The following is a 23,568-nucleotide window of genomic DNA, read 5'->3' as shown; positions in this document are numbered from 1 at the left end:
TTGTTCTTCCATTCAGGTAAACGTATCAGGGGGAGAAGCGTGCAAACAGGTTCAGCTCAGCGCCGGGCTGTCCCACAGGTTCAGCTTGACGCCGATGTTGTTGGCCAGCGCATTGCGGTAAACCACCGTGCCCCAGGCCACGTCTTCAACCGGCATACCGCCGACCGACATAATGATAATTTCGTCATCGTTCAGGCGGCCCGGCGCGTCCCCGGCGATGATTTTGCCGATGTCTTCCAGCTGTTCCGGGGCCAGCTGTCCGGCGGCCAGCATGTCCATAAAGCGCACGCCGATAACGGGAATGGTGTGGTGGGCTGGTTTGGGCACTTCCTCGAACCAGGCGTGATACAGGCCGGTGTTATCCAGCACCTTGCGCACGTCGGCCCGCTCCATCCCTTCGTCGATATTGCACAGTGCGGGCATCGCCAGGAACGCGCCGGGCTTCACCCACTCGCGCTTCACGATCGGATAGGTCGCCGGATCGCCCACCTCGCCGGAGCTACAGTAGGTAACGATATCGGAACCGCGCACGACCTCTTCGAGGGTATCGACCACCTGCACGGTGGCGATCTGCGGCCAGGTGGCGGTGACCCAGGAGATGAAATTGTCCAGGCTACGCTGCCCGCGGCCTTTCACCTTGATGGTGTCGATCTGCGGGCAGACGGCAAGAAACGCGGCAACGGCGGTTTTGCCCATCACGCCCGGCCCCAGCAGGCCAATCACTCGGGAATCTTTACGCGCCAGATGGCGAGCACCGACCCCCGGCACCGCACCGGTGCGGTAGGCGGACAGCAGATTGGCGGACATATGCGCCAGCGGTGCACCGGTGTCGGCATCGTTAAGGGTGAACATCAGGATCGAGCGCGGTAATCCCTTCTGCCGATTGGCGATATTCGAGCCGTACCACTTCACCCCAGCGGTGCAAAAGCTGCCGCCGAGGTAGGCGGGCATCGCCATCAGACGGCGGTCAGCCGTCGGCTTCGGCATGGTGGGAAACGGCGAGTTTTCAGGGAAGGTGACCATCGCACCGTGGGAGTCGTTATTGGCACCGGCCATACGATAGTCGCCCTGATACAGCAGGCCAAACATCTCCTCCATCGTATCCACACAGCTGGCCATATCGGTCACTCCGGCACGGATCATGTCCTGCTCGGAAAGGTAGAGAAAATCAATTCTGGTGTTGTCGGTCATCTCGGTCGCCTCTGGAAAACGGGTGATAGCGCAGGAATTGCGTTTATCAATATCGTGCGGTTGCCTGGGCTGTATTGAATATTTGCGACACGCGCCGAAACGCGCCAAAACGGAAGTGGCACCCTGATTGCATTGACTGAGCATCATCATTGCTATGCAGGAACCGCCTATGTCACACGATCTTGCCTGCGGCCAGAGTGCCGTCATCCAGCCGGAACAGCCGTGGTTTGTGCTTAGCGCGGCGCATCAGTACTCGCTGATGGCCTCCCGCCATCCGGCGATTGCTCACTTCTACAGTTTTGACGTGGCGCACTCCGCCAGCCTGACGCTGGCCATCCCGGACGGCTGCGTGGATATCGTTTTTGACTGTGATGCGGTAAAGCCGGTAGCGCGGGTGTGCGGCACCACGTTGGAAGCGCGCAGCGCGGAGCTGATCCGCGATCATCGCTACTTCGGCGTACGCTTTGCGCCGGGGGTGGTGCCGGACTTTCTGGACCTGGTGGCGGAGGAGTTAACCGATCGCGAGTTTAACTTTTTGGATGTGGTGCCGGATGCCCGGCTGGCCTGCGAGCAGATCCTGCGCCATTCGCAGTTCTCGCGGCAGATAGAGTTGTTTAATCAGCACTTTACCTCGCGACTGGTGCGCAAAACGTCTGCTGTGACCGGGCTGAGTATTCAGACCATCCTGAGGCAGAAAGGCAATATTCGCATTGAGCAGCTGGAGTCACTAACCGGCTACACCTGCCGGACGATTCAGCGCCAGTTCAGGCAGGATACCGGGATGTCGCCGAAAACCTTCGGCCGCATTATGCGCTGCCAGGCGGCGTTGAACAGCCTGCATCAGCAGGGCGCGGTGTCATTTTCCGACCTCGCGCTGGACCTTGGATTTAGCGATCAATCGCACTTCCTGCGCGAGTTCAAAAAGCTGGTCAGCACCACGCCGCTGGACTATCAGCGCCGCACGCTGCACGAGTCCTACAACGGTCGTATTCGCCATCACTGAACCCCGGTCGTTAGCGCAAGGTTAGCGACCCGTTAGCAGAAAGTAGCACTGAAATGGTGCAGCTGTTGCACCGCCGTGCTGTCCGATTTTTTCTATCGCCGCCCTCACCGCTGAGAAATGATGCATATCAGTTTCCTGCTCAGAAAGCTCACTTCTCTGGGTTCGATTTCACTCTGCAATAAGGCGCTGGCGATGAGTAACTCAAGCGGTTTACGAAAAAATACCCTCGGACTTTCTTCCCTGGTGTTCTTTGTTGTGGCGGCGGCCTCCCCCCTTACCGGGGTAGTCGGCGGGCTGCCGGTGGCGATTTTCACCGGAAACGGCGGCGGTATTCCGGTGGTTTATATTATCGCCTGTCTGATCCTGATGCTGTTTTCCGTCGGCTACCTGACCATGAGCCGCTACGTCACCGATGCCGGAGCGTTCTACACCTATATCTCAAAGGGGCTGGGTGAAAGCTGGGGCGCATCGGCTTCCATGCTCGCACTGCTGGCCTATTTCTCGGTGCAGACGGCAATTATGGCGATGCTCGGTTTCTTCAGCAGCCTGTTTCTGGAACAGCATCTGGCGGCTCATATTCCCTGGTGGGCGCTGAGCATGCTGTTTGCGGTCATCGCCTGGGTGCTGGGCATTAAGCGGGTTGAGGTCGGCGGCAAGTTGCTGGGCGTGCTGATGCTGGCCGAGGTGGCGATTGTGCTGCTGACCGACGTGATGATTCTGTTGAAAAAGAGCGGCCCGCTGAATTTCAGTTCATTTGAGCCATCGGTGTTTATGCACGGTAATCTCGGCATCGCCTTTGTGTTTTCCATCGCTGCGTTTATCGGTTTTGAGTCCACGGCAATCTATGCCGAGGAGTGCCGGGAGCCGAAGAAAACCATTCCGCGCGCCACCATTTGTGCGCTGGTGATTATTACCGCCTTCTTCTGTTTCACCAGCTGGTCATTTGTGCAGGTTTACGGCTTTGAGCAGATTGCGGCGATCGCCAGTAAAGATCCCGGCAACTTCGTGTTTGATATCACCCGGCAGTACGTCGGCCAGTGGGCGGTTGAAACCATGTCGGTGCTGCTGATTACCAGTCTGTTTGCCGCCACGCTGGCCTTCCACAACAATATTTCGCGCTATATCTACAGCATCAGCCGCGACGGGTTGATCTGGAAGGAGCTGTCGGAGACGCATCCGACCAACGGGACGCCGCACAAGGCCAGTCATATGCACAGCGTGATTTTACTGCTGCTGCTGGCGGGGATGGGCAGTACCAATATGGACCCGATGGTGCATATTTTTGCCTTCGGTTCGGCCATTGCCACGCTGGCGATTCTGATGTTGCAGGTGGGGGTTTCGGCGGCGGTTATCGTGTTTTTCCGTTATCGCGTTGAGCATGATAACAGTGCCTGGCAGGTGTTTTGGGCTCCGCTGCTGGCGATTATTTTTATGCTGATAACGATTGTGTTGGTGATTGATAATCTGCAGTTGATTAGCGGCAGTGATTCGGCGCTGATTAAGTTTATTCCGTGGTTTATTGCGGCCTGTGCCTGCGCCGGTTATGTGATGTCGGGGAGACGTCGGGCGGTGCGGGTGGAATGAGTGTTCAGGCTGGGGTCGCGGGTAAGTACGGTGCCGGGTTCCCAGCTTCTGCCGGGATTGCGGCAAGATCGTGCACGGTTCCCAGCCTCTGCCGGGGTTCCCGGTCGGTCCTCGCGTCACGCGCTGCGTGATGCCTTCGGTTACAGCATCCGGCCGGGCGGACCGCCGAAGACGGGTCTTCCCTGACCCGACTTCGCCTGACACCGACGTCCTGTCGGTGTCTCCTGGCCAGCTGCTTCCACCTCAGCGCTGCGGATTGCCCGGTATCCCCGGCAGAGGCTGTGCACCTTCATGGCATTGTTGTCTCTGCTTAATGATCAGTTCAGTCGAAAGTACTCAATATGAATATTGAGCCGGAATGTAGTGAAAGGCAGCAGCAGGCTTTGTTATGCAAATTTATGTACAGGCTCGTTTTGCTCTGAAAGCAACTCAGCAGTCACGGCGTGGACGGGTCGCGGCTACGACGGGTAATCCGCAGCGCTGAACGAAGAGAGAAAGCCAGGATAAGCCCGCAGGACGCGGGCGCAAGGCTCGGTCGGCACACGGATGTGCCGTCTGAGCCGGTCCGACAGGCTGACGAACGCAGTGAGGGCACCACGCCACGCGTGGCGCGAGGACCCGCCAGTCGTGGCAGCCCCCCGTCAGCGCAGTCATCAGGTCACCAAGTCACCAAGAATGATCTCACCCCTCATTCACCGGCGACTGAATCCCAAACCGCTGCATCCGGCGATAAAGCGTCATACGACTGATCCCCATCTGCCGCGCCACCGCACTATGATTCCAGCGCGCCGCACGCAAATACTGCACCAGCAGCTGCGCTTCAGGCGGCAAAGCCGCATCGGCAAAAGCGGCCTGCGTCGGCGCTAATGGCACAACGGCAGAATGCGACAAAGATTCAATATCGATATCATCAGAAGATTGAGGCAACCCCGCCGCCACCTGTAATGATGCAGCAGCAGTTGTCAGCCCCTCCGGCAAATCCCCGGCCTCAATACGACCGCCGTCGCACACCGCCGCGGCATAATCCAGCGCATTATTCAGCTCGCGTAAATTGCCGGGCCAGCTATGCGAATGCAAACGCCGACGTGCAGCTGCGCTCATCTCTACCCTGCCCGCCAGCAGCTTATCGATTAACCAGTCGAGATCGCTACGCTGGCGCAGCGGCGGCAGAGTGATGCGCGCCCCCTGTAAACGGTAAAACAGATCGGTACGGAAACGCCCTTCGGCCACCAGCCGATCCAGCGCGTGATGCGAAGCCGAAATCACCCGCACATCCACCGGCACCGGCCGGGTTGCACCCACCGGCAGCACCTCCTGCTCGGCCAGCACCCGCAGCAGGCGGGTCTGCATCTCCAGCGGCATGTCACCGATTTCATCCAGGAACAGCGTACCGCCGTCGGCCTCCTGAATCAGACCGCGCCGCCCCTTGCTGCCCGCGCCGGAGAAACTGCCAGGCAGATGACCAAACAGTTCGCTTTCAATCAGCGTCGGCGGAATAGCCGCACAGTTCACCGCCACAAACGGCCGCTCGCGACGGTCGCTGGCCTGATGAAACGCGCGGGCGAAGTACTCTTTGCCGCTGCCGGTTTCCCCGTGGATCACCAGATGCAACGAGGCTTGTAGCAGCCGCGAGGCGCGCTGTAACTGCTGTTGCAGCACGGCATCACCGCCGTTGAGAGCCGCCAGCGGAGCGGGTATCGCATCCGGGTTGCTCGGGCGGCGCGGCGGGCGGCGGGTGGGCTGCACGGCGGTGACAAACAGCTTTTCTCCGCTGCGCGCACGCTCCAGCGTGCCCTGCCGCCCGTTGGCGCTGGCCAGCCAGTCCGGCAGGCTGTCAATCGAGGTATTAAACAGCTGCTCGATCGGCATCCCCAGCAGTGCGCTTTTGCTGTGCGGCGGCGGAGCTTCAATACCCAGCTCTTTTTCCAGCATGCGCTGGGCGCGATGGTTATGCCCCACCACGTTTCCACCAGCATCGAACGCAATCAGGAAATCCGGGCTGACCTCGACAAACGGCGACGCCGGGCTGAGCTTCAGCACCCAGTCGTTGCGGTGGCGATGTTCAAACCAGGCATTCTCGATCTGATGGGCGTAAAGCTTGGCGATTTGCAGTGCCAGCTGCTGGCTGGATTTAGGCTGCGGCGAACTGAGCGCCGAAATATCGAGGATCGCGTTCAACTGCCCCTGCGGATCGAACAGCGGTACGGCAGTGCAGGTCAGCGGAATATGGGTGGCATCAAAATGGTCAGCCTGATGCACGGTCAGCGCCTTGCCGGTCGCCAGCGCGGTGCCGACGGCGCAGGTTCCGGCGCAGGCTTCGGTCCACTGCGCACCGAGGAACAACCCCGCCCGCCGCAGGCTGATCTCCGCATCGGCATCGCCCAGATAATCGACGGTAACGCCGCGCGCGTCGGTCAGCAGCAGCACGTATCCCGCAGCGGCAATCTGCTTATACAGCACCGTCAGACCGTGGTGGGCAATATGGCGAAACTCTTCCATCTCCTGACGGTACTCCCGCAGCTCGTGCCACGGAAGAATACGGGCCTCCTGCATACGGCTGGGATCGAGCCCGTGATGTTCCACGCAGCGCTGCCAGGAGTCGCGGATCGCCCTGTCGTGCGGCCTGAAAGGCAACGACGTTGCGCTGTTGCTGATACTGGCCATCACCGTGGCAATATGTTCGCGCTGGCTCTGATTCACGGATGTTTCTCCTGTAGCGGCACAGACGGCCGGGGATAACCGCTGCTGAAGCGACCGATATCATACACTGAATTGCGACGGCGAGGCAGGCCCGGGGGCGGGCCAACCGTCACGGATAAGCAGTGATTTTTTATCAGATTAATGCCCGGGGAGAGTTTTTCACCGCATCAGGCGGCAATCTGTGATCGGCCGCAAAACGCGGCCGATTTATTTGCTCAAAAAGAGAGCTGATACGGGTTCTGTGCTGACTTCAGGGCTGCTGACCTGAGAGACATGCGTACTGGCGATCGTCGGTAAACAGCGTCCAGTTAACCTGACTTGCGCCGATAACGAAAATCGCCGTCGCCAGGGTGTTTTCTTCATCCGGATCGGCCGGGTCCAGCCGAAGAATCGGCAGGTCAGCGTGCTGGTTGTCATTGAGGATGGTCAGGGCCTGGGCCGGATTTAACGGCTGCTCTTCGCTTTCTGTCAGCCACTGCTGGAGGCGCTGCTGTCGGCTGGCGGAGCTGCCGGTGATGGTTTGCGCCACCGCTGACATTTCCGGGTGGATCAGATGGTTCGCATGGCCGTAGCGACGAGGGTTAATCTGCACATGCTGCGCCGTGCCGGTGGCTTCTACGCTGACAATGCGCGCATCGCCGCACTGCGCCAGACTGTGATGGAACGCTCCACCGCGCGGCTGCGAAGTGAGGATTGCGACCGCTTCATCGATCGTGGCCGCATCCAGCGCCGCACGCGCCAGAATCTGCCGTGGCAACCCCAGCGGGCGTTCGGATGCGCGAATATTGTTTACCGTATTCACCAGCCCGCGCTCGTTAACCGCCACGGTATGCCCGCAGATTGAGCCGGGATAGAAGAAGCTGGTAAACGCCAGCCCCTGCTGGGGCCGAACGGTGACGATACCGCAGTGTTCCCGCAGCTGCGGGAAACCGTCTTCGTTGTGCGCAATCAGCGCTTCGCCCGCGTCGGTAAAACCGGTTACGGTGGTGCAGCCGTCGGAGGTTGACGGCAGCAGGTCACCGCGACAGTTCCAGGCAAACACCTCATCAAACGGTGCCTGCAAGCCGTCCGCCAGGCCACGAAGTTCCTGCCACAGCAGAGGAAAACGCTGCTGCACCAGTTGCTGCATGGCCTGCAATCGATCGCTGTTTTTCAACGCGCTGGTGTGGCTCCACAGCGCCGTTGCGCGCACTTCGCGCAGGTAAGCATCGCTGCCCAGTTCGCCAAGCTGATAGCCAATCTGATAGTTGTCGCCGCTAAGGGTGATATGTTTCATGCCGTTTTCTTTTATTGAGTGATGCATCAATCTACTGAATTCGGCTGAGCTTACCAACCGCACTCGCAATAAAAAAGCCGCTGTCTGCAACACAGACAGCGGCCCGAGCGTGCCGTAAAGCGCCCCTTATGCTTCAGGGCAGCGGCTTACCAGCGGTAATCAACCGAGGCGATAATCGTACGACCCACGCCGTAGAAGCAGGCATCTTCGCCGCTGCATGAGGAAACGTATTTCTTATCGCTGAGGTTCTGCACGTTCAGCTGCAGGGTAGTACCGCGCAGGGATGACGTTGCCTGACCGAGGTCATATTTCATCATCGCATCGTACAGCGTGTAGTGCGGAACAGAGTATTCACCGGTCGCATCACCCGGCGCGGTGCCGATGTAGCGCACGCCGGTGCCCACGGTAAAGCCATTCAGCACGCCCTGCTGGAAGCTGTAGGTGCCCCAGGCAGATGCAGCATGGCGCGGGATCGCCGCCGGGCTGTGGCCGATTTCAGCGGCGGTTGGCGAGTCTTTGGTTTCCACATCGGTGTAGGAGTACGCCGCCGTCAGCGCAATTTCCGGGGTTGGCTGCGCGTGAACTTCCGCTTCCACACCCTGAGACTTCACTTTACCGATCTGATCGTAGAAGTAAGTGGTGCGGTTAAACGAGGCCACATTCTTCTGGGTGATATCGAACCAGGAAAGCGTCAGCAGGGTATTACTGTCCGGGATCTGATACTTCACGCCGACTTCGGTCTGTTTGCCGGTAGTTGGCTTCATCGCCGGGCTGCCCGGTTCACCCTGATACAGCGTCGGTTCAAATGAGGTGCTGTAGCTGACGTACGGGGAAATACCGTTGTCGAAGGCGTACAGCAGGCCCGCGCGCCCGGTGAACTGATTGTCGTTGTAGCTGACTTCAGAGCCGCCGGAGGTGTTGTCGCGCGTATTGACCTGCGACCAGTCGTGGCGGCCGGAAAGCAGCAGGTTCCAGTCGTTCCACTCCAGCTGGTCCTGTACGTAAACGCCCACCTGGTTCAGGGTTTTCTGATCGCTGGAGACAATCGACAGCTTGCTGGTATCAATATCGGTATGGCTCGGGTTCGCCCAGTCGATCGGATAGTCGCTGTTGCGGTCGCGATACATCTTCGAATTGATATGGCTGTAGCGGTAGTCCAGCCCGCCCAGTACGGTATGTTTCACCGCGCCGGTATCGAACACGCCTTTCAGCTGGTTATCCACGCCGAATTCGTTAGTCAGCTGCGATTCGTGCTGCGCCATGCGGGTCAGAGTATGGTCGTTCGCCGGGGCAACGACGTTGTACACCAGATACTTGTAATCTTCATCACGGTGGGTGAAGCGCAGATTCTGGGTGAACGACACCGCATCGTTGAAGTTATGGTCGAGGTTATAGCCGATGGAGGCCTGTTCGCGCTTCGACTTATCGTAGTTTGATTCGCTGACGTTGAAGTCGTAAGGCACGTAGCCGACGCTGGTGGAGTACAGCGTACCCGCGCGCGGCAGGAAGTTACGCGAACCGGCTTTCGGATCGTTCTGGTAGCTGGTTAACAGCGTGAAGCTGGTGTCTTCGTTCGGCAGCCAGGTCAGCGCCGGGGCAATGGCCACGCGCTCCTGCTTGTTGTCCTTGACGAATTCGTGTTTGGTGCTGCCGATGCCGTTCAGACGATAGAACAGCGTGTTGTCGTCGTTCAGCTTGCCGCCGAAGTCAAACGCCGCTTCCGCCAGGTGACGATTACCGGTGCTCAGCTTAACTTCGCGGATCTCCTGCGCGGTTGGGCGCTTGCTGGTCATCACCACCACGCCGCCGGGGCTGACCTGGCCGTACAGCACGCCTGCCGGTCCGTGAACCATCTCCACGCGCTCCAGCAGCCAGGGATCAAACTGCCCCGCTCCGCCGTTCTGGCTGGAAAGCCCGAAGTGTAGACCGTCCAGCAGCTTCGGCGCGTAGCGGAAGCCACGGCTGATCACTTCATCATTACGGTTAGAGTTACCGCGATAATCGGTGACCACGCCGCTGGTGTAGGACAGTGCTTCAGCAACCGAGGCCGGTTCCTGCTGATCCATCTGATCGCGGGTGGCAACTGAGATTGACTGCGGAGTTTTGCGCAGCGGGGTATCGGTTTTGGTCCCGGCGGTGCTCTCTTTTGCCACCACGCCTTTTAATGGCGCCGTTACGCTCTCCTGAGTCTGGGCCGTCACGGTCAGCGTATTTTCCGCGGCGGTCGCGGAGTGGGCCATCGGCACCACCAGCAGGCTGGAGGCGAGTAAAAGACGCATTGTGTGTTTATCGGAACGTACTGCAAAGCCTGGTCTTGCTTGTTTTTTTACGGTACTGAACATATCTCTTCATCCATTCAGGAACTGCTTGCCAAAAAAACACCAGTCCGGCCGGGAACTTATCGTTAAAAAAAACATCCCGACCGCTATCACAGATCTCATCAGCCTTGTTCGGCTGTGGTTCTTGTTATGGCGATGGCATGAAAACCCTTACTGCATATCGAGTTAGCGATTTCCATGCAAAAGCTGCGGTGCATATTATTGCAAATGGAAATAATTCTCAATGCCATTATCATTTGCAGCAATTATGGCCAAATCGCGCAGGAAACGATCAAAAATGAATCCAGCAGTAAAAAAAATGCCACCCGAATGGGTGGCAAAGGGATGATTAAAGCGTGCTCTAACGCAGGCTCAGCAGGTCAGCCCGCCCGCCAGAAATTTACCGGACATTTCGCGGAAAACTGGCCGGAAACGTTGACGGAAATGTGTCCGGCACATTAGCGGAGCGACTGCCTGGCGTGCTTACCAGCGGTAGTTCACCGAGGCCACCACAGTACGGTCTGTACCGTAGAAGCAGGCTTCGGTATTGCTGCACGAGGCAACATAGCGTTCGTCGGTCAGGTTCTGCACGTTCAGCTGTACGGTGGTGCCTTCCAGCGAAGAGACGGCGTGGCCCAGCTCGTACTTCACCATCGCATCGTACAGGGTGTAGTGCGGTACTTCGTCGGTGCCGGTCGAGTCCGCAGGCGCATCACCCACGTAACGCACACCCGCGCCGACGGTGAAGCCGCTCAGCGGACCGTTCAGGAAGCTGTAGCTGCCCCAGGCCGATGCCGCGTGGCGCGGAATGCTGGCCGGCGTATGGCCCAGCTGCGAAGCGGTATAGGTTTCTTTAGTCACCGCATCGGTGTAGGTGTAGGCGGCAATCAGCTTCACTTCCGGGATCGGCTGCGCGTGAATTTCCGTTTCCACACCCTGCGAATTCACCTTACCGATCTGCTCGTTGTAGCCGGTGGTGCTGTTATAGGAGGTGATGTTCTTCTGATTGATGTCGAACCAGGAAACGGTCATCACCGTATCGCTGCCGACCGGCTGGAACTTCAGCCCGACTTCCGTCTGTTCGCCGGTGGTGGGCTTAAACGGATCGGTACCCGGCGCGCCGGTGCTCAGGTTCGGTTCAAACGAGGTGCTGTAGCTGATATACGGCGACAGGCCGTTATCAAAGGCGTACAGCAGGCCCGCGCGACCGGTCAGCTTGCTGTCGTTCTGGGTGACGTCCGATCCGCTGATGCGGTTGATGGTGCGGGTCTGCGACCAGTCGTTACGGCCGGACAGCACCAGGTTCCAGTTATCCCACTCCAGCTGATCCTGCAAATACAGCCCAACCTGATGCAGCTGCTTAACGCTGCTGGTGGTCAGCGCAATATCGGCGTTGTTCACCTCAACGCTGGTCGGATTAGCCCAGTCGAGCTGGTACTTATCAGAGGTATGGCGCGACAGCGTGCTGGCCACGCGGCTCCAGCGGTAATCCAGGCCGCCGAGCACGGTATGGCTGACTTCGCCGGTATCGAACACGCCCTTCAGGTGGTTATCCACGCCGAACTCGTTGGTCATCGCCGTTTCCTGCTGCGGACGACGATTGATGGTGTGGTCGTTCACGCTGGAACTGGTGGTGTAGACCATATATTTATAGTCTTCATCACGGTGGGTGTAGCGCAGGTTCTGCTGGAAGGAGAGCGCTTCGTTGAAGTTGTGATCCAGCTCGTAACCAATGGAGGCCTGCTCACGCTTGTTGCCGTAGAAGCTCTGGTCGTTGATGTTGAAATCATACGGCAGGTAGCCCACGCTGGTATTTTTCAGCGTGCCCGCCATCGGCAGGAAGTTGCGCGACCCGGCTTTCGGATCGTTCTGGTAGCTGGTCAGCAGGGTGAAGCTGGTATCGGCATTCGGCAACCAGGTGATCGCCGGCGCAATCGCCCAGCGCTGCTGTTTATTGTGCTTCACCGTTTCATTTTTGGTGCTGGCGATGCCGTTGAGGCGGTAGAACAGCGTGTTGTCATCGTTCAGCTTACCGCCGAAATCAAAGGCCGCTTCGCCCAAGTGATGGTTACCGGTGCTGAGCTTCACTTCGTGAATGCTTTCCGCCGTCGGGCGCTTGCTGGTCATCATCAGCAGGCCGCCGGGGCTGACCTGGCCGTACAGCACGCCCGCCGGGCCGTGAACCATCTCAACGCGCTCTAACAGCCACGGGTCGATCTGCCCTGCTCCACCGCTGGAGCTGGAAAGACCGGAGTGCAGGCCGTCCAGCAGCTTCGGCGCATAACGGAAGCCGCGGCTGATCACTTCGTCGTTGCGGTTAGAGTTACCGCGATAGTTGGTCACCACGCCGCTGGTGTAGCTCAGCGCATCGGCCACCGACTCAAACGCCTGGTCGTCCATCTGCTCGCGGGTAACCACCGAAATCGATTGCGGCGTTTTACGCAAAGGCGTGCCGGTCTTGGTCCCGGCGGCGCTCTCTTTCGCCACTACGCCTTTCAGGGGGGATGTGACGCTTTCACGGTTCTCTGCGGTCACCGTAATGGTGTCCTCTGCGGCGGCATGGGCCAGCGGCAGCATTAACAGAGAAGAAGCCAGTAAAATACGCATGGAAGGTTTTTCAGAGTGTATTGCCAGGCCTGGTCCTGCCTGTTTTATAATCTTTTTGAACATGTTCAGTTCTCTCGTCCGGAACAACTTTTCAGGGGAATCCCCATAAAGCCGCGGCTGTCAGCAAAATTGATAAGCGCGACGAAGAAAGAAAGCCCGTTTGCCACTGCGACTGACGGTACTTTTCCACACTCCTTCCAGGAGAAAACCGTTATCTCTACGTAACTTACCGTCATCCCCTGGAAAGTTGGGCGGCATCTTATTGCAAATGCAAATTGTTCTCAATAATATTTGCATTAGCGTTGTTTAATCTAAGCGTACTTAGAAAGATTAATTTTAAGTAACATAATGTAACCAAAGGAAAACATCCGTGACGAAAAAGATGTGGCCACGCCCCTCACGCCAGCCGTACGGAAGTGCAGCAGCATTGCTAGCAATGGAAAACGTTGGCGAAGAGGCCTGGTGGCAGGAGCTGGCGCATATCGGCACGCCGCTGGTGGAAGCGTATTCCGCTGAGCGGGTCAAAATGAGCTACTTCTGGCGCGATCCCGCCGGTGATGAATCGCAGTCCCCGGTGCGCCAGGTGTATGCCGATATTAACTGCGTCACCGACCACCACAGCCCGCAGCCGCAGAGCCTGCACCGCGTGCCGGGCACCGATGTCTGGCACTGGTCAACCGAGATCGATCCGCAGTGGCGGGGCAGTTACAGCCTGATCCCGGTGGGTGCCGCGCAGCTGCCTCCCGCGTTCAGTAGCGATGTGGAAACCCGCGCCCGCCAGCAGCGCGAGTGGTGGATATCGCTGTTCCCGTTTGCCATTTCCGATCCGCTGAACCACAGCGCACCGCACTTTAACAGCCGCCATCATCCCCTCTCCGCCGCCCATATGCCGGGCGCGCCGGATCAGTCTTCATGGCATCTGCTGGACTCCGGCCATACGCCGCTGGCGGACGCCGGTCGCCTGCAACAGTTCACCTGGCAAAGCGATCTGCTGGGCAATGAACGCCGCATCTGGCTTTACACCACCGGGCAGACCGCCACGCCGGAAACCCGCCCGCTGGTGATCGTCCTCGACGGCCAGAACTGGGCGGAAGGCAGCCCGCTGTTCAGCGCGCTGGACAGCGAAACCGAGAGCAATCATTTCCCGGCGGCGGCCTGGCTGTTTATTGACGTCATTAATATGGAATGGCGCGAGAAAGAGCTGCCGTGCAACCCCGCCTTCTGGCAGGCAGTAGAAGAAGAACTGCTGCCGCTGGCGCGCGGCCGCACGCCGTTCAGCGAGGAGGCCGATCGCACCGTGGTCACCGGCCAGAGCTACGGCGGGCTGGCGGCGACCTATGCCGGGCTGCACCGCCCGCACCGCTTTGGCCGCGTGCTCAGCCAGTCCGGATCGTTCTGGTGGCCGAATATGCAGCTGATCCGCAACTTTGGCGAGCTGAAGCAGCGTGAAATGGGCTGGCTGACCGCGCAGCTGATTCAGCGCGATCTTCCCGCCAGTCGACTGACCATCTTTATGGAAGCCGGCAACCGCGAAGGCGATATGGCCCCGCTCAGCGAGCAGATGCACGAAGCGCTGGTCGCCGCCGGGCACAAAACCTTTTTCCGCATTTTCTCCGGCGGCCACGATTCGCTGTGCTGGCGCGGCGGGCTGATTGACGGCCTGCGCTGGCTGCTGGCCGATTTCGCCGATCCTCAACACCCTGCCGAAACAGGAACCCACCATGACTGAACAACAGAACCCGTTTGACGATGAAAGCCTGAGTTTTCTGGTGCTGCTGAATGCACAGCAGCAGTACAGCCTGTGGCCCGCCTTTGCCGACGTGCCGCCCGGCTGGCAGACCGTGGCCGGGCCGGACAGCCGCGCCGACTGCATCAGCTATATCGAAGCGCACTGGCAGGATATGCGCCCGGCGGCGCTGAAACAGGCAGGCTGATCGGGCCTGCACGCCGCGTTCCACCCTTTTTTTTGTTTTGCTGACAGGAATCGTCACCGTGTCCGAGACTCATATTGCCCCCGAAGTACTGGCAGACTTTGCCGATTATCCGCTGGTCGCCGCGCAGCCGGGGATCTGGATTGCCGACCAGATCGCCCATCGCAGCAACACCTTTACCGTCGCGCACTACAGTGAACTGCATGGCGAGATCGATCGCCACGCGCTGGATCGCGCCATCCGCCAGACGATGGCGGAGGCCGATACCGTGCAGGCCCGTTTTGGCCTGGCGGCGGACGGCACGCCGGTGCAAACCCTGCCGCTGCGCAGTACGCCACAGCAGGTGCAGCCGGTTGAGTGGATTGACTTCAGCCAGCACGCCGACCCGCGCCAGGCGGCGCAGGCGCTTATGCAGGACGATCTGGCCGCTGACCTCGCCGCCGACGGCGAGCGTCCGCTGTACCGGCAGGTGATGATGCGCATCGGTGACGGCGGCTGGATGTGGTATCAGCGCTATCACCATCTGCTGGTGGACGGATTCAGCTTTGAGGCGCTGACGCGGCGCGTGGCCGAGATTTACCGCGCCCTACGGGCGCAGGAAACTCCTGCAGCCTCGCCGTTTATTCCCTTCGGCGAGGTGGTAGCCGAATACCTCGACTATCCGCAATCTCCGGCTTATGAGCGCTCGGCGCTGTTCTGGCAGCAGCACTGCGCCGATTTCCCGGCGGCGATAACCCTGTCAAACGAGTCGTTCAGCGCTGCCGACGCTTCCGGCCCGCTGAAACAGCCGGTCACCCTGCCCGCCGACCTGTTTACCGTCTTCAGTCAGCAACCGCAGACCGCCAGCCTGACGCCCGCCGAGCTGACCAGTGCGCTGTTGGTCAGCTGGCTGGCGCGCATCAGCGGGGAATATCACCTCAGCGTTGGCTTCCCGTTTATGCGCCGTATGGGCTCTGCCGCCCTTGCAGCCACTGGGCCGGTGGTCAACGTGCTGCCGCTGCTGCTGAATCTGCGGCCGGAGATGACGCTGGCGGATGTCAGCCTCGTTATGCAGGGGGAAATTAAGCAGGTTCGCCGCCACCAGCGCTATGAAGCCGAGCAGCTGCGCCGCGATCTGGGCCTGGTGGGCAGCAGCAAGCCGCTGTACGGCCCGGTGATCAACCTGAAGGTGTACCACGATTCGCTGAGCTTCGACGGTATTGCGGCCGTCAGCCACACGCTGGCAATGGGGCCGGTGGACGACATCGAATTTGAAGTCGGCTTCCAGCAGGGCGAACTCCAGCTGACGCTGGTCGCCAGCGCGGAGAAATATGACCGCCAGATGCTGCAATGGCATGCCGAGCGTATCGCCCACGCTGCCCGCCAGTTGGCTGAAAACCCTCAACAGCCGCTGGCCGCGCTGTCGCTTATCGGTGAGCGCGAGCAACAGCAGATTGACGGCTGGTCACGCGGCATCCGCGTTGCGCCGCAGCCCGGCGAAGTGTCGATCCTCGCGATGCTGCAAAAACGCGTGGCGCAGCAGCCCGATGCCGTTGCCGTCACCTGCGGCGCGGTCAGCCTGACCTACGGTGAACTCTCCGCCCGTGCCATGCAGCTGGCGCGCGAGCTGATTGCCCGTGGTCTGGGGGCAGAAGACGTGGTGGCGATCGGCATTCCTCGCTCCGTTGACTCGCTGGTGGCGATCTTCGGCGTGCTGGCCAGCGGCGCGGCCTATATGCCGCTGGACCTCGACTATCCGCGCGACCGCCTGACGCTGATGTGCGACGACGCCCAGCCGAAGCTGCTGTTAACCCACACCGGCACCCTGGCGCAGATGCCGCCGCTGCCCCACCTTTGCATCGACGATGCCGCCGTACTGACGGCCTGTGCAGCGCAACCTGGCGAGGCGGTGCGCGACGACGAGCGCCGTGAAGCCCAGCGCGGCGAGCATCTGGCCTATATGATTTACACCTCAGGCTCCACCGGGCGGCCAAAAGGCGTGATGAGCACCCATCAGGGGCTGCTCAACCTGTTCCTGTCTCACCAGAGCAACCTGTTTGGCCCGGCGATCGACAAGTTCCACCGCACGCAGCCGCGCCGCATGCGCGCCGGGCACACCGCTTCGCTCTCGTTTGACTCCTCGTGGGAGCCGGTTTTCTGCATGATCATGGGCTGCGAGCTGGCGATCTTCGACGAAGAGCTGCGCCGCGATGCCTGGGCGCTGCTGGAAAAAATGAAGCAGGTGCCGGTGGATCTGCTGGATATCACCCCGTCCTTCTTCAGCCAGATGATCGACAGCGGGCTGTTTGAGCCGGAAAGCCATCGCCCGGCGTTTGTGATGATCGGCGGTGAGGCGGCTACCCCAACGCTGTGGAAGCTGATGCAGCAGCACCCGGAAGTCGAGATCCACAACTACTACGGCCCCTCCGAATACACCATTGATACGCTGGGTGCCAGCGTGATGGCCTCCGGCCAGCCGGTGATTGGCCGCCCGGTAGGCAATACCCGCGTCTGGCTGCTGGACAACCAGCTGCGCCAGGTGCCGGTCGGCAGCGTGGGCGAGCTGTACATTTCCGGCACCGGCATCGCCCGCGGCTACCTGCGCCGCCCGGATCTGACCGCCGCTCGCTTCGTGGCTAACCCGTTCCTCGACGGCGAGGTGATGTACCGCAGCGGCGATCTGATGCGCTGGCGCAGCGACGGCCAGCTGGCGTTTATTGGCCGCGTCGATCACCAGATCAAGGTGCGCGGCTTCCGCGTGGAGCTGGGCGAAGTGGAAAACGCGCTGGTGGCGCTGGCCGAAGTCAGCACCGCCGTGGTGATCGCCCAGCCTATCGGGGCCACCCATCGCCTGATCGGCTACTGCTCGGTACAGGACGACAGTCTGCGCGCCGATGAAAATCTCTCCGCGCACCTGCTGGCACAGCTGGCGGTAACGCTGCCGGACTATATGGTCCCGGCGGTGCTGGTGGTGATGGCCGACCTGCCGCTCAACGTTAACGGGAAGATTGACCGCCAGGCGCTGCCTGCCCCGCAGCAGGCGGTGTTTAAGCCTGGTCGTGAGCCACAGACCGAACAGGAAACGCTGATCTGCCAGGCCGTGGCTGAACTGCTGGGCATGGAGCGCACCGGGGCCGATGACGACTTCTTCTCGCTCGGCGGCGACAGTATTTCCGCGATGGGGCTGAGTACCGCCGCGCGCCGCGCCGGATATCTGCTGCGCCCGCGCGATATCTTCGCCCAGCGCACCGCCGCCCGCATGGCACACAGCATGGAGCCGCTGTCGACCGTGGTGAAAGCGCAGCGCGTGGCGCAGCAGGGCGTGATTGACGGCCTGCCGATCCTGCACGCCTTTGCCGCGCACGGCGGCATCACTCAGCGCTTTGCCCACGGCGTGTGGCTACAGGTGCCTGCGGAGCTTCAGCCGCAGCAGCTGGAACAGGCGCTGCGTGCGCTGGCAGGGGCGCATCCCGCGCTTGCTGCCTTTACCCGCGACGAAAAGCTGGTGGTCGGTGAACCGCAGCCTGCCGGTTTCAGCGGCTGGGTGCAGACCGCGCCGATCTATCAGGCGGTGGAGGCCTGCGCGGAAGATGCCTACACCGATGCCGTTCAGCGCCTCGATCCGGCCAGCGGCGTGATGATGCAGGCCACGCTGCTACAGCATCAGCAGCAGACCTTCGGGCTGGTACTGGTTATCCACCATCTGGTGGTTGATGGCGTGTCGTGGCGTGTACTGCTCGACGAGCTGCGCCAGGCCGCCGAGGCGGTAATGGCCGGTCAGCAACCGCAGCTGATAGCGGAAGAGACCTCGCTGCACGACTGGTCCGCCGTCCTGAAGAACACCACACCGGCGCGCGCCACCGAGCTGCCGTTCTGGCAAAGTATGCTGCGATCGCCGGTGCCGCTGCTCGGCCAGCGCGCGCTGACTGGCCGCGATCGCCACGGCGAGCTGAAGGAGAAACGCACCCTGCTCAGCGCCAGCCAGACGCGGGCGCTGCTGACCACGCTGCCGCAGCAGTATCGCGCCAGCACCGAAGAGATGCTGCTCTCCGCGCTGTCACTGGCGCTAATTGCATGCTTTGAGGCCAGCGAGCTGCGCTACACCCTGGAATCGCACGGCCGCGCGGAGCTGGAAGGCGACAGCGATCTGGCCCGCACCGTCGGCTGGCTGACCGCCGAATATCCGCTGCTGATCTCGCTGAACGAGGGCGACACCGGTAATCTGCGCGATGCCGTCCGCTCGGTGAAAAGCGTGATGCGTGCGGTGAGGGATCGCGGTATCGGCTTCGGGCAGCTGTGCTGGCTGAGCGATGAACACGGCCCGCAGCTGCGTGAACTGGCGCAGCGGCACGCGCCGGAAGTGCTGTTTAACTATCTTGGCCGCTTCAGCAGCGGCAGCGCGCTGTGGACCCCGCAGCGCACCCGCCAGCGCTTCCGCGATGCCTTTGCCGTCTGGCAGGACCCGCAGATGCCGCAGCTGCACGCGCTGGAGGTCAATATCTTCGTTGATGAGCAGGCAGCCGAACCGCAGCTGGCGATCAACTGGGGCTGGCTGCGTGAGGTCTTCAGCGAGCAGGATATCGACGCCCTGCACGGCGGTATTGCCGATGCTGCCAACGCGCTGGGCCGCTTCGCCAGCCGCTATCCGCAGCAGGCGGCGGATACGCTGGTGGCGGCCGAAGTGGCGCTGGAGGGCGTAGAACAACCGGATGTGCTGGCGCTGGCAAAACGCCACGGCCCGCTGGCGGCAATCCTGCCGCTGCTGCCGCTGCAAAAAGGGCTGCTGTTCCACGCCCAGACCGCCGGTGACAGCGGCAGCTACAACTCGCTGACCCGGCTGACCTTCAGCGGCCCGGTGGATGAAGATCGCCTGCGCGCGGCGCTGAACGCCGTGGTGCGCCATCATCCTCAGCTGGCGGCACGCTTCGACAGCGAGCTGGCCCTTCAGCCGCTACAGCTGCTCCCGGTGATTGAACCGCAGCAGGGCTGCTGGCAGCTGGACAGCCAGCATCTGCCGGAGATGACGCCGGAAGAGGAGGACGCCGCGCTGCTGGCGCTGGAGAAAATCGAGCTGGCGCGCGATCTGTTCAGCCAGCCCGCCATGCTGCACGCGGTGCTGGTGCGCCACGGCGATACGCCGCGATCCACCCTGCTGCTGAACGCGCATCACCTGGTGGTGGACGGCTGGTCCACGCCAGTGATTCTGACCGATCTGCTGACCGCGCTGTATCACGGACCGCAGGCTCTGACGCCGCACCGGGCCAGCTATGCCGACATCGTCCGGCAGCTGGCCGCGCGGGATGCCGACGCATCGCGCCAGATCTGGCAGTCGGTTTTACAGGACGTGCGCCCTACCCTGCTGTTCGGCGCTGACGCCCCTGCGGGCGAGGTACACGAGCGGCGGCTGCTGCTGAAGCCCGAACTGGAGCAGGGACTGCTGGCGCTGTGCCGCCAGCGCGGCCTGACGCTGAACAGCGTGATGCTGGGGATCTGGGGCATGCTGCTGGCTATTGAAAGCGGGCATCAGGACGTGGTGTTTGGCTCCCCGGTTTCCGGCCGCTTTGGTCAGATTGAAGGCCAGCAGCAGCACGTCGGCCTGTTCAGCAACACCCTGCCGGTACGCATGCGATTTGACGCACAGCGCCCGCTGCTGGCACAGCTGGCCGAACATCAGGCGCAGCAGATCCAGCTGATTGAGCACGACGATCTCGGGTTGGGCGAACTACAGCAGCTGGCGGGCAGCGGAACGCTGTTCGATACCCTGCTGGTAGTGGAAAACTACCCGGATAACGGCGATCTGCACCGCCCACATGAGGGCCTGCGCTGCGAGGCAATTGGCAACCGGGGCTACACCCACTATCCGCTGACGCTGCTGGTGCTGCCGGGCGAACGCTTACAACTGCTGATGGAGTATCGCGATGCGGTCAGCCATCCGCAGCGCCTGGCCGATCGCCTGCTGATGCTGATTGAACAGCTGGTGGCCGAGCCGGATCGGCCGCTGGCACGCTGGGCACTGCAAACGCCGGATGAGCAGGCGCTGATAGCGAAGATCAACGCTACCGCGCATCCGCTCGCCGCCGATACCCTCCAGCAGGCCATTGCACGCCAAGTTACCCGCACGCCGGACGCGCTGGCGCTGCTGGACGTTGAGCATCGTCTGACCTATCGCCAGATGGATGTGCAGGCACGCCTGCTGGCGGATCGCCTGATTGCGGCAGGCGTTAAGCCGGGGGATGTGGTCGCCGTGGCGCTGCCGCGCTCGGTGCGCCTGAGCCTGGCGTTGACCGCGATTGTGCAGGTCGGCGCGGCCTGGCTGCCGCTGGATACCGGCTACCCGGACGATCGCCTGAGCTATATGGTAGAAGATGCCCGTCCGGCGTTAACCATCACCGAAAGCACGCTGGCATCCCGCTTCGCCGCACTGGGCACGCTGCTGACCTTCGACCGGCTGGCCGACGAGGCCGAACCGCAGCATTCGCTGCCTGCGGCCCGCGCGGACAGCCCGGCCTACGTGCTGTATACCTCCGGCTCTACCGGGCGGCCGAAAGGCGTGGTGGTCGGGCATCAGGCGATCGTTAACCGCCTGTGGTGGATGCAGGATGCTTACCCGCTGGCGGCGGATGACGTGGTGCTACAGAAAACGTCGTGCAGCTTTGACGTGTCGGTGTGGGAGTTCTTCTGGCCGCTGATGACCGGGGCGCAGCTGCTGATGGCACCGCCTGATGCGCATCGCGACCCGGACGCGCTGACCCGCTTAATCAACGATTACAGCGTCACCACCCTGCACTTCGTGCCGTCGATGCTGGCCGCGTGGACCGCCACGCTGGAAAGCGGTACGGATGCCCCGCACTGCCGCACGCTGCGCCGGGTATTTTGCAGCGGCGAGGCGCTCTCCTGCGATCTGGCTAATGACTATCAGTCACGGGTTGCCGCACCGCTGCACAATCTGTACGGCCCGACCGAAGCCGCCGTCGATGTCAGCTGGTATCCGGCTTCCGGCGATGCGCTGGCCGCCTGTCAGGGGGCCGGGGTGCCGATCGGCTATCCGGTATGGAACACCGAGCTGCGCATTCTCGATGCCCTGCTGCGGCCGGTGCCGGTGGGCGTGGCGGGCGATCTCTACCTGAGCGGCGTACAGCTGGCCGACGGCTACCTGCACCGCGCCGACCTCACCGCCCAGCGCTTTGTCGCCGATCCGTTTGCCGCAGGTGAACGTATGTACCGCACCGGCGATATCGCCCGCTGGCTGGATAACGGCGCGGTGGAATACCTTGGCCGCAGCGACGATCAGCTGAAGATCCGCGGCCAGCGCATCGAGCTGGGTGAAATCGAACAGGCACTGCTGGCCCTCCCGGGCGTGGCGCAGGCGGTGGTTGCCGCCCGCGAGCTTGGCGGCCAGAGCACCGGCGGTGCCGATGCGCGGCAGCTGGTAGCCTGGCTGATTGCCGAGCCCGGCGCGCAGCCGGACAGCGAGCGACTGCATCAGCAGCTGGCGGAACGACTGCCCGCCCATATGCTGCCGGTCAGCTATGTGTTTACCGATAACTTCCCGCTCAGCGCCAACGGCAAGCTGGACCGTAAGGCCCTGCCGCTGCCGCAGGCCCCGCGATCCGGTGGACGGCGGCCGGAAACGGAGCACGAGCGACTGCTCGCGGATCTGTTCGCCCGTCTGCTGGATCGCGATGAAATTCATGCCGATGATGACTTCTTCGCGCTCGGCGGCCACTCGCTGCTTGCAATGCGCCTGGCGGCAGAGCTGAAACGCCGCACCCGCAGCCCGCTGTCGATCGGTCAGATTATGGCCGCCCGCAGCGTGGAGAAAATAGCGCGCCTGCTGGACGACGGCAGCGCGGACGGTGCGGAAAGCCGCGCCAACGGTGAATGCCTGCCGTTCCGCAGCGGCAGCGGCCCCGCGCTGTTCTGCATCCACCCCGCTTCCGGCTTCGCCTGGCAGTATGCGGGGATGATGCGCTACATCGACGGTGACTTCCCGATTGTCGGCCTACAGTCGCCGCGCCCGGACGGGGTGATTGCCAACTGCGACAGCATTGATGAGATGTGCGATCGCCATCTTGCGACGATCCGCAGCGTGCAGCCGCAGGGGCCGTACCATCTGCTCGGCTACTCGCTGGGCGGCACCCTCGCCCACGGCATGGCGGCGCGCCTGCAACAGCAGGGCGAAGAGGTCGCGTTCCTCGGCCTGCTGGATACCTACCCGCCGGAAGGACAGGACTGGACGCCGCCGTCGGAAGAGGAAACCCGGGCCGAAGTGGCACGGGAGGAGGCTGAGTTTATGGCCGCCAACATCGACGACAGCGACCCGCTGCTACAGGCGGAGAAAGCGGCGATGTTCCGCAGCATCGTGGCAAACTACCGCGATGCGGTGCTACGACTGTCCGCAGCCGCCAGCGATCGGTTCGACGGCGAAGCCACGCTGTTCGTCGCCAGCAAAACGCTGCCGGAAGGCATGGACGTAGCGGCCTGCTGGGCACCATATCTGCGCAAGCTGGCGATCCACCGCCTGCCCTGCGAGCATATGGATATCCTGTCGCCGGAGTCGCTGGTGGCGCTTGGTCCGCTGCTGAATTCGGTGATTGCTGCAACGAGGAATTTGGGGTGAAGGCTGGTTTGAGGTTGAATGAGGTTTGTTTGAAGAGGTTATATTGAATCTCATTGAAGTTATTTGAACCTGAAAAATCCACGCGGTTGCGTGGATTTTTTTTATTTGTGAGAACAGATTACCTATGTTCAGCCAGGTAGGTTATGTATGCATCAACTCAACGATTCCGGGGAACTGTGGTTCCATTTTGCGAAAGGTTACGCAGTTATCTTATCCTAATTCCCAGACGCTTAAATGATGTTGTATGTTGCCGAAAGAACAACTCAATCATCATTTTCCTACAATCCATTTTCAGAAATTTTGCAGAAAGGTGAGAGCTGAGCCGTAAATCAATACACAACGCACGCAATCATGTTGTA

11 protein-coding genes are annotated in these 23,568 nt (G+C 61.3%); 6 read left to right on the top strand and 5 right to left on the bottom strand.

Translation table 11 applies throughout. The features are described from left to right. Positions 1 to 51: 51 nt before the first annotated feature. The gene (locus OMR58_RS07385; RefSeq protein WP_105594138.1) at positions 52 to 1,191 is read right to left on the bottom strand and encodes a tyramine oxidase subunit B; all 1,140 of its coding nucleotides are present in this window, start codon (positions 1,189 to 1,191) and stop codon (positions 52 to 54) included. A gap of 169 nt (positions 1,192 to 1,360) precedes the next feature. Here OMR58_RS07385 and OMR58_RS07380 point away from each other — a divergent pair, with 169 nt between their 5' ends. Together OMR58_RS07380 and OMR58_RS07375 are read left to right on the top strand one after the other, a co-directional pair. After that, the gene (locus tag OMR58_RS07380; protein WP_264545596.1) at positions 1,361 to 2,194 is read left to right on the top strand and encodes an AraC family transcriptional regulator; all 834 of its coding nucleotides are present in this window, start codon (positions 1,361 to 1,363) and stop codon (positions 2,192 to 2,194) included. 192 nt (positions 2,195 to 2,386) lie between these two features. Then, positions 2,387 to 3,778, top strand: coding sequence for an APC family permease (locus tag OMR58_RS07375; RefSeq protein ID WP_264545595.1), 1,392 nt, complete (start codon positions 2,387 to 2,389; stop codon positions 3,776 to 3,778). A gap of 681 nt (positions 3,779 to 4,459) precedes the next feature. Here the strand turns inward: OMR58_RS07375 and OMR58_RS07370 are convergent. From OMR58_RS07370 to OMR58_RS07360, 3 genes are all read right to left on the bottom strand, one after another. Continuing rightward, positions 4,460 to 6,478: a sigma-54-dependent Fis family transcriptional regulator gene (locus OMR58_RS07370; RefSeq protein ID WP_264545594.1), complete on the bottom strand. Its 2,019-nt coding sequence runs from the start codon at positions 6,476 to 6,478 to the stop codon at positions 4,460 to 4,462. 250 nt (positions 6,479 to 6,728) lie between these two features. Next, on the bottom strand, positions 6,729 to 7,754 hold the full coding sequence (locus OMR58_RS07365) for a C45 family autoproteolytic acyltransferase/hydolase (protein WP_264545593.1): 1,026 nt from the start codon (positions 7,752 to 7,754) through the stop codon (positions 6,729 to 6,731). A 146-nt stretch (positions 7,755 to 7,900) separates the two neighbouring features. Next, the gene (locus tag OMR58_RS07360; protein WP_444861300.1) at positions 7,901 to 10,096 is read right to left on the bottom strand and encodes a TonB-dependent siderophore receptor; all 2,196 of its coding nucleotides are present in this window, start codon (positions 10,094 to 10,096) and stop codon (positions 7,901 to 7,903) included. A gap of 137 nt (positions 10,097 to 10,233) precedes the next feature. Here OMR58_RS07360 and OMR58_RS07355 point away from each other — a divergent pair, with 137 nt between their 5' ends. Continuing rightward, positions 10,234 to 10,374: a hypothetical protein gene (locus OMR58_RS07355; RefSeq protein ID WP_264545591.1), complete on the top strand. Its 141-nt coding sequence runs from the start codon at positions 10,234 to 10,236 to the stop codon at positions 10,372 to 10,374. A gap of 181 nt (positions 10,375 to 10,555) precedes the next feature. Here OMR58_RS07355 and OMR58_RS07350 read toward each other — a convergent pair whose 3' ends face one another. After that, positions 10,556 to 12,679: a TonB-dependent siderophore receptor gene (locus OMR58_RS07350; RefSeq protein ID WP_264545590.1), complete on the bottom strand. Its 2,124-nt coding sequence runs from the start codon at positions 12,677 to 12,679 to the stop codon at positions 10,556 to 10,558. A gap of 370 nt (positions 12,680 to 13,049) precedes the next feature. Here OMR58_RS07350 and fes point away from each other — a divergent pair, with 370 nt between their 5' ends. The 3 genes from fes to OMR58_RS07335 are packed head-to-tail and all read left to right on the top strand — an operon-like array spanning position 13,050 to position 23,209. Then, positions 13,050 to 14,408 carry an enterochelin esterase gene (gene fes / locus OMR58_RS07345; protein ID WP_264545589.1) on the top strand — a complete coding sequence of 453 codons (1,359 nt, stop codon included), beginning with the start codon at positions 13,050 to 13,052 and terminating at the stop codon, positions 14,406 to 14,408. Continuing rightward, positions 14,401 to 14,613 (top strand): MbtH family protein, encoded by a 213-nt coding sequence (locus OMR58_RS07340; protein WP_105591534.1) that lies wholly within the window; start codon positions 14,401 to 14,403, stop codon positions 14,611 to 14,613. Before fes ends, OMR58_RS07340 begins: the two co-directional genes overlap by 8 nt. Before the next feature lie 58 nt (positions 14,614 to 14,671). Beyond that, complete coding sequence (locus OMR58_RS07335; protein WP_264545588.1) at positions 14,672 to 23,209, top strand: non-ribosomal peptide synthetase; 8,538 nt, start codon at positions 14,672 to 14,674, stop codon at positions 23,207 to 23,209. Positions 23,210 to 23,568 lie beyond the last annotated feature (359 nt).

It is taken from the genome of Erwinia sp. INIA01, assembly GCF_025947915.1.
Lineage (GTDB): Bacteria > Pseudomonadota > Gammaproteobacteria > Enterobacterales > Enterobacteriaceae > Erwinia > Erwinia coffeiphila.
The sequence above is the reverse complement of the archived record's forward strand: the minus strand, read 5'-3'. Positions and strand labels throughout refer to the sequence as shown.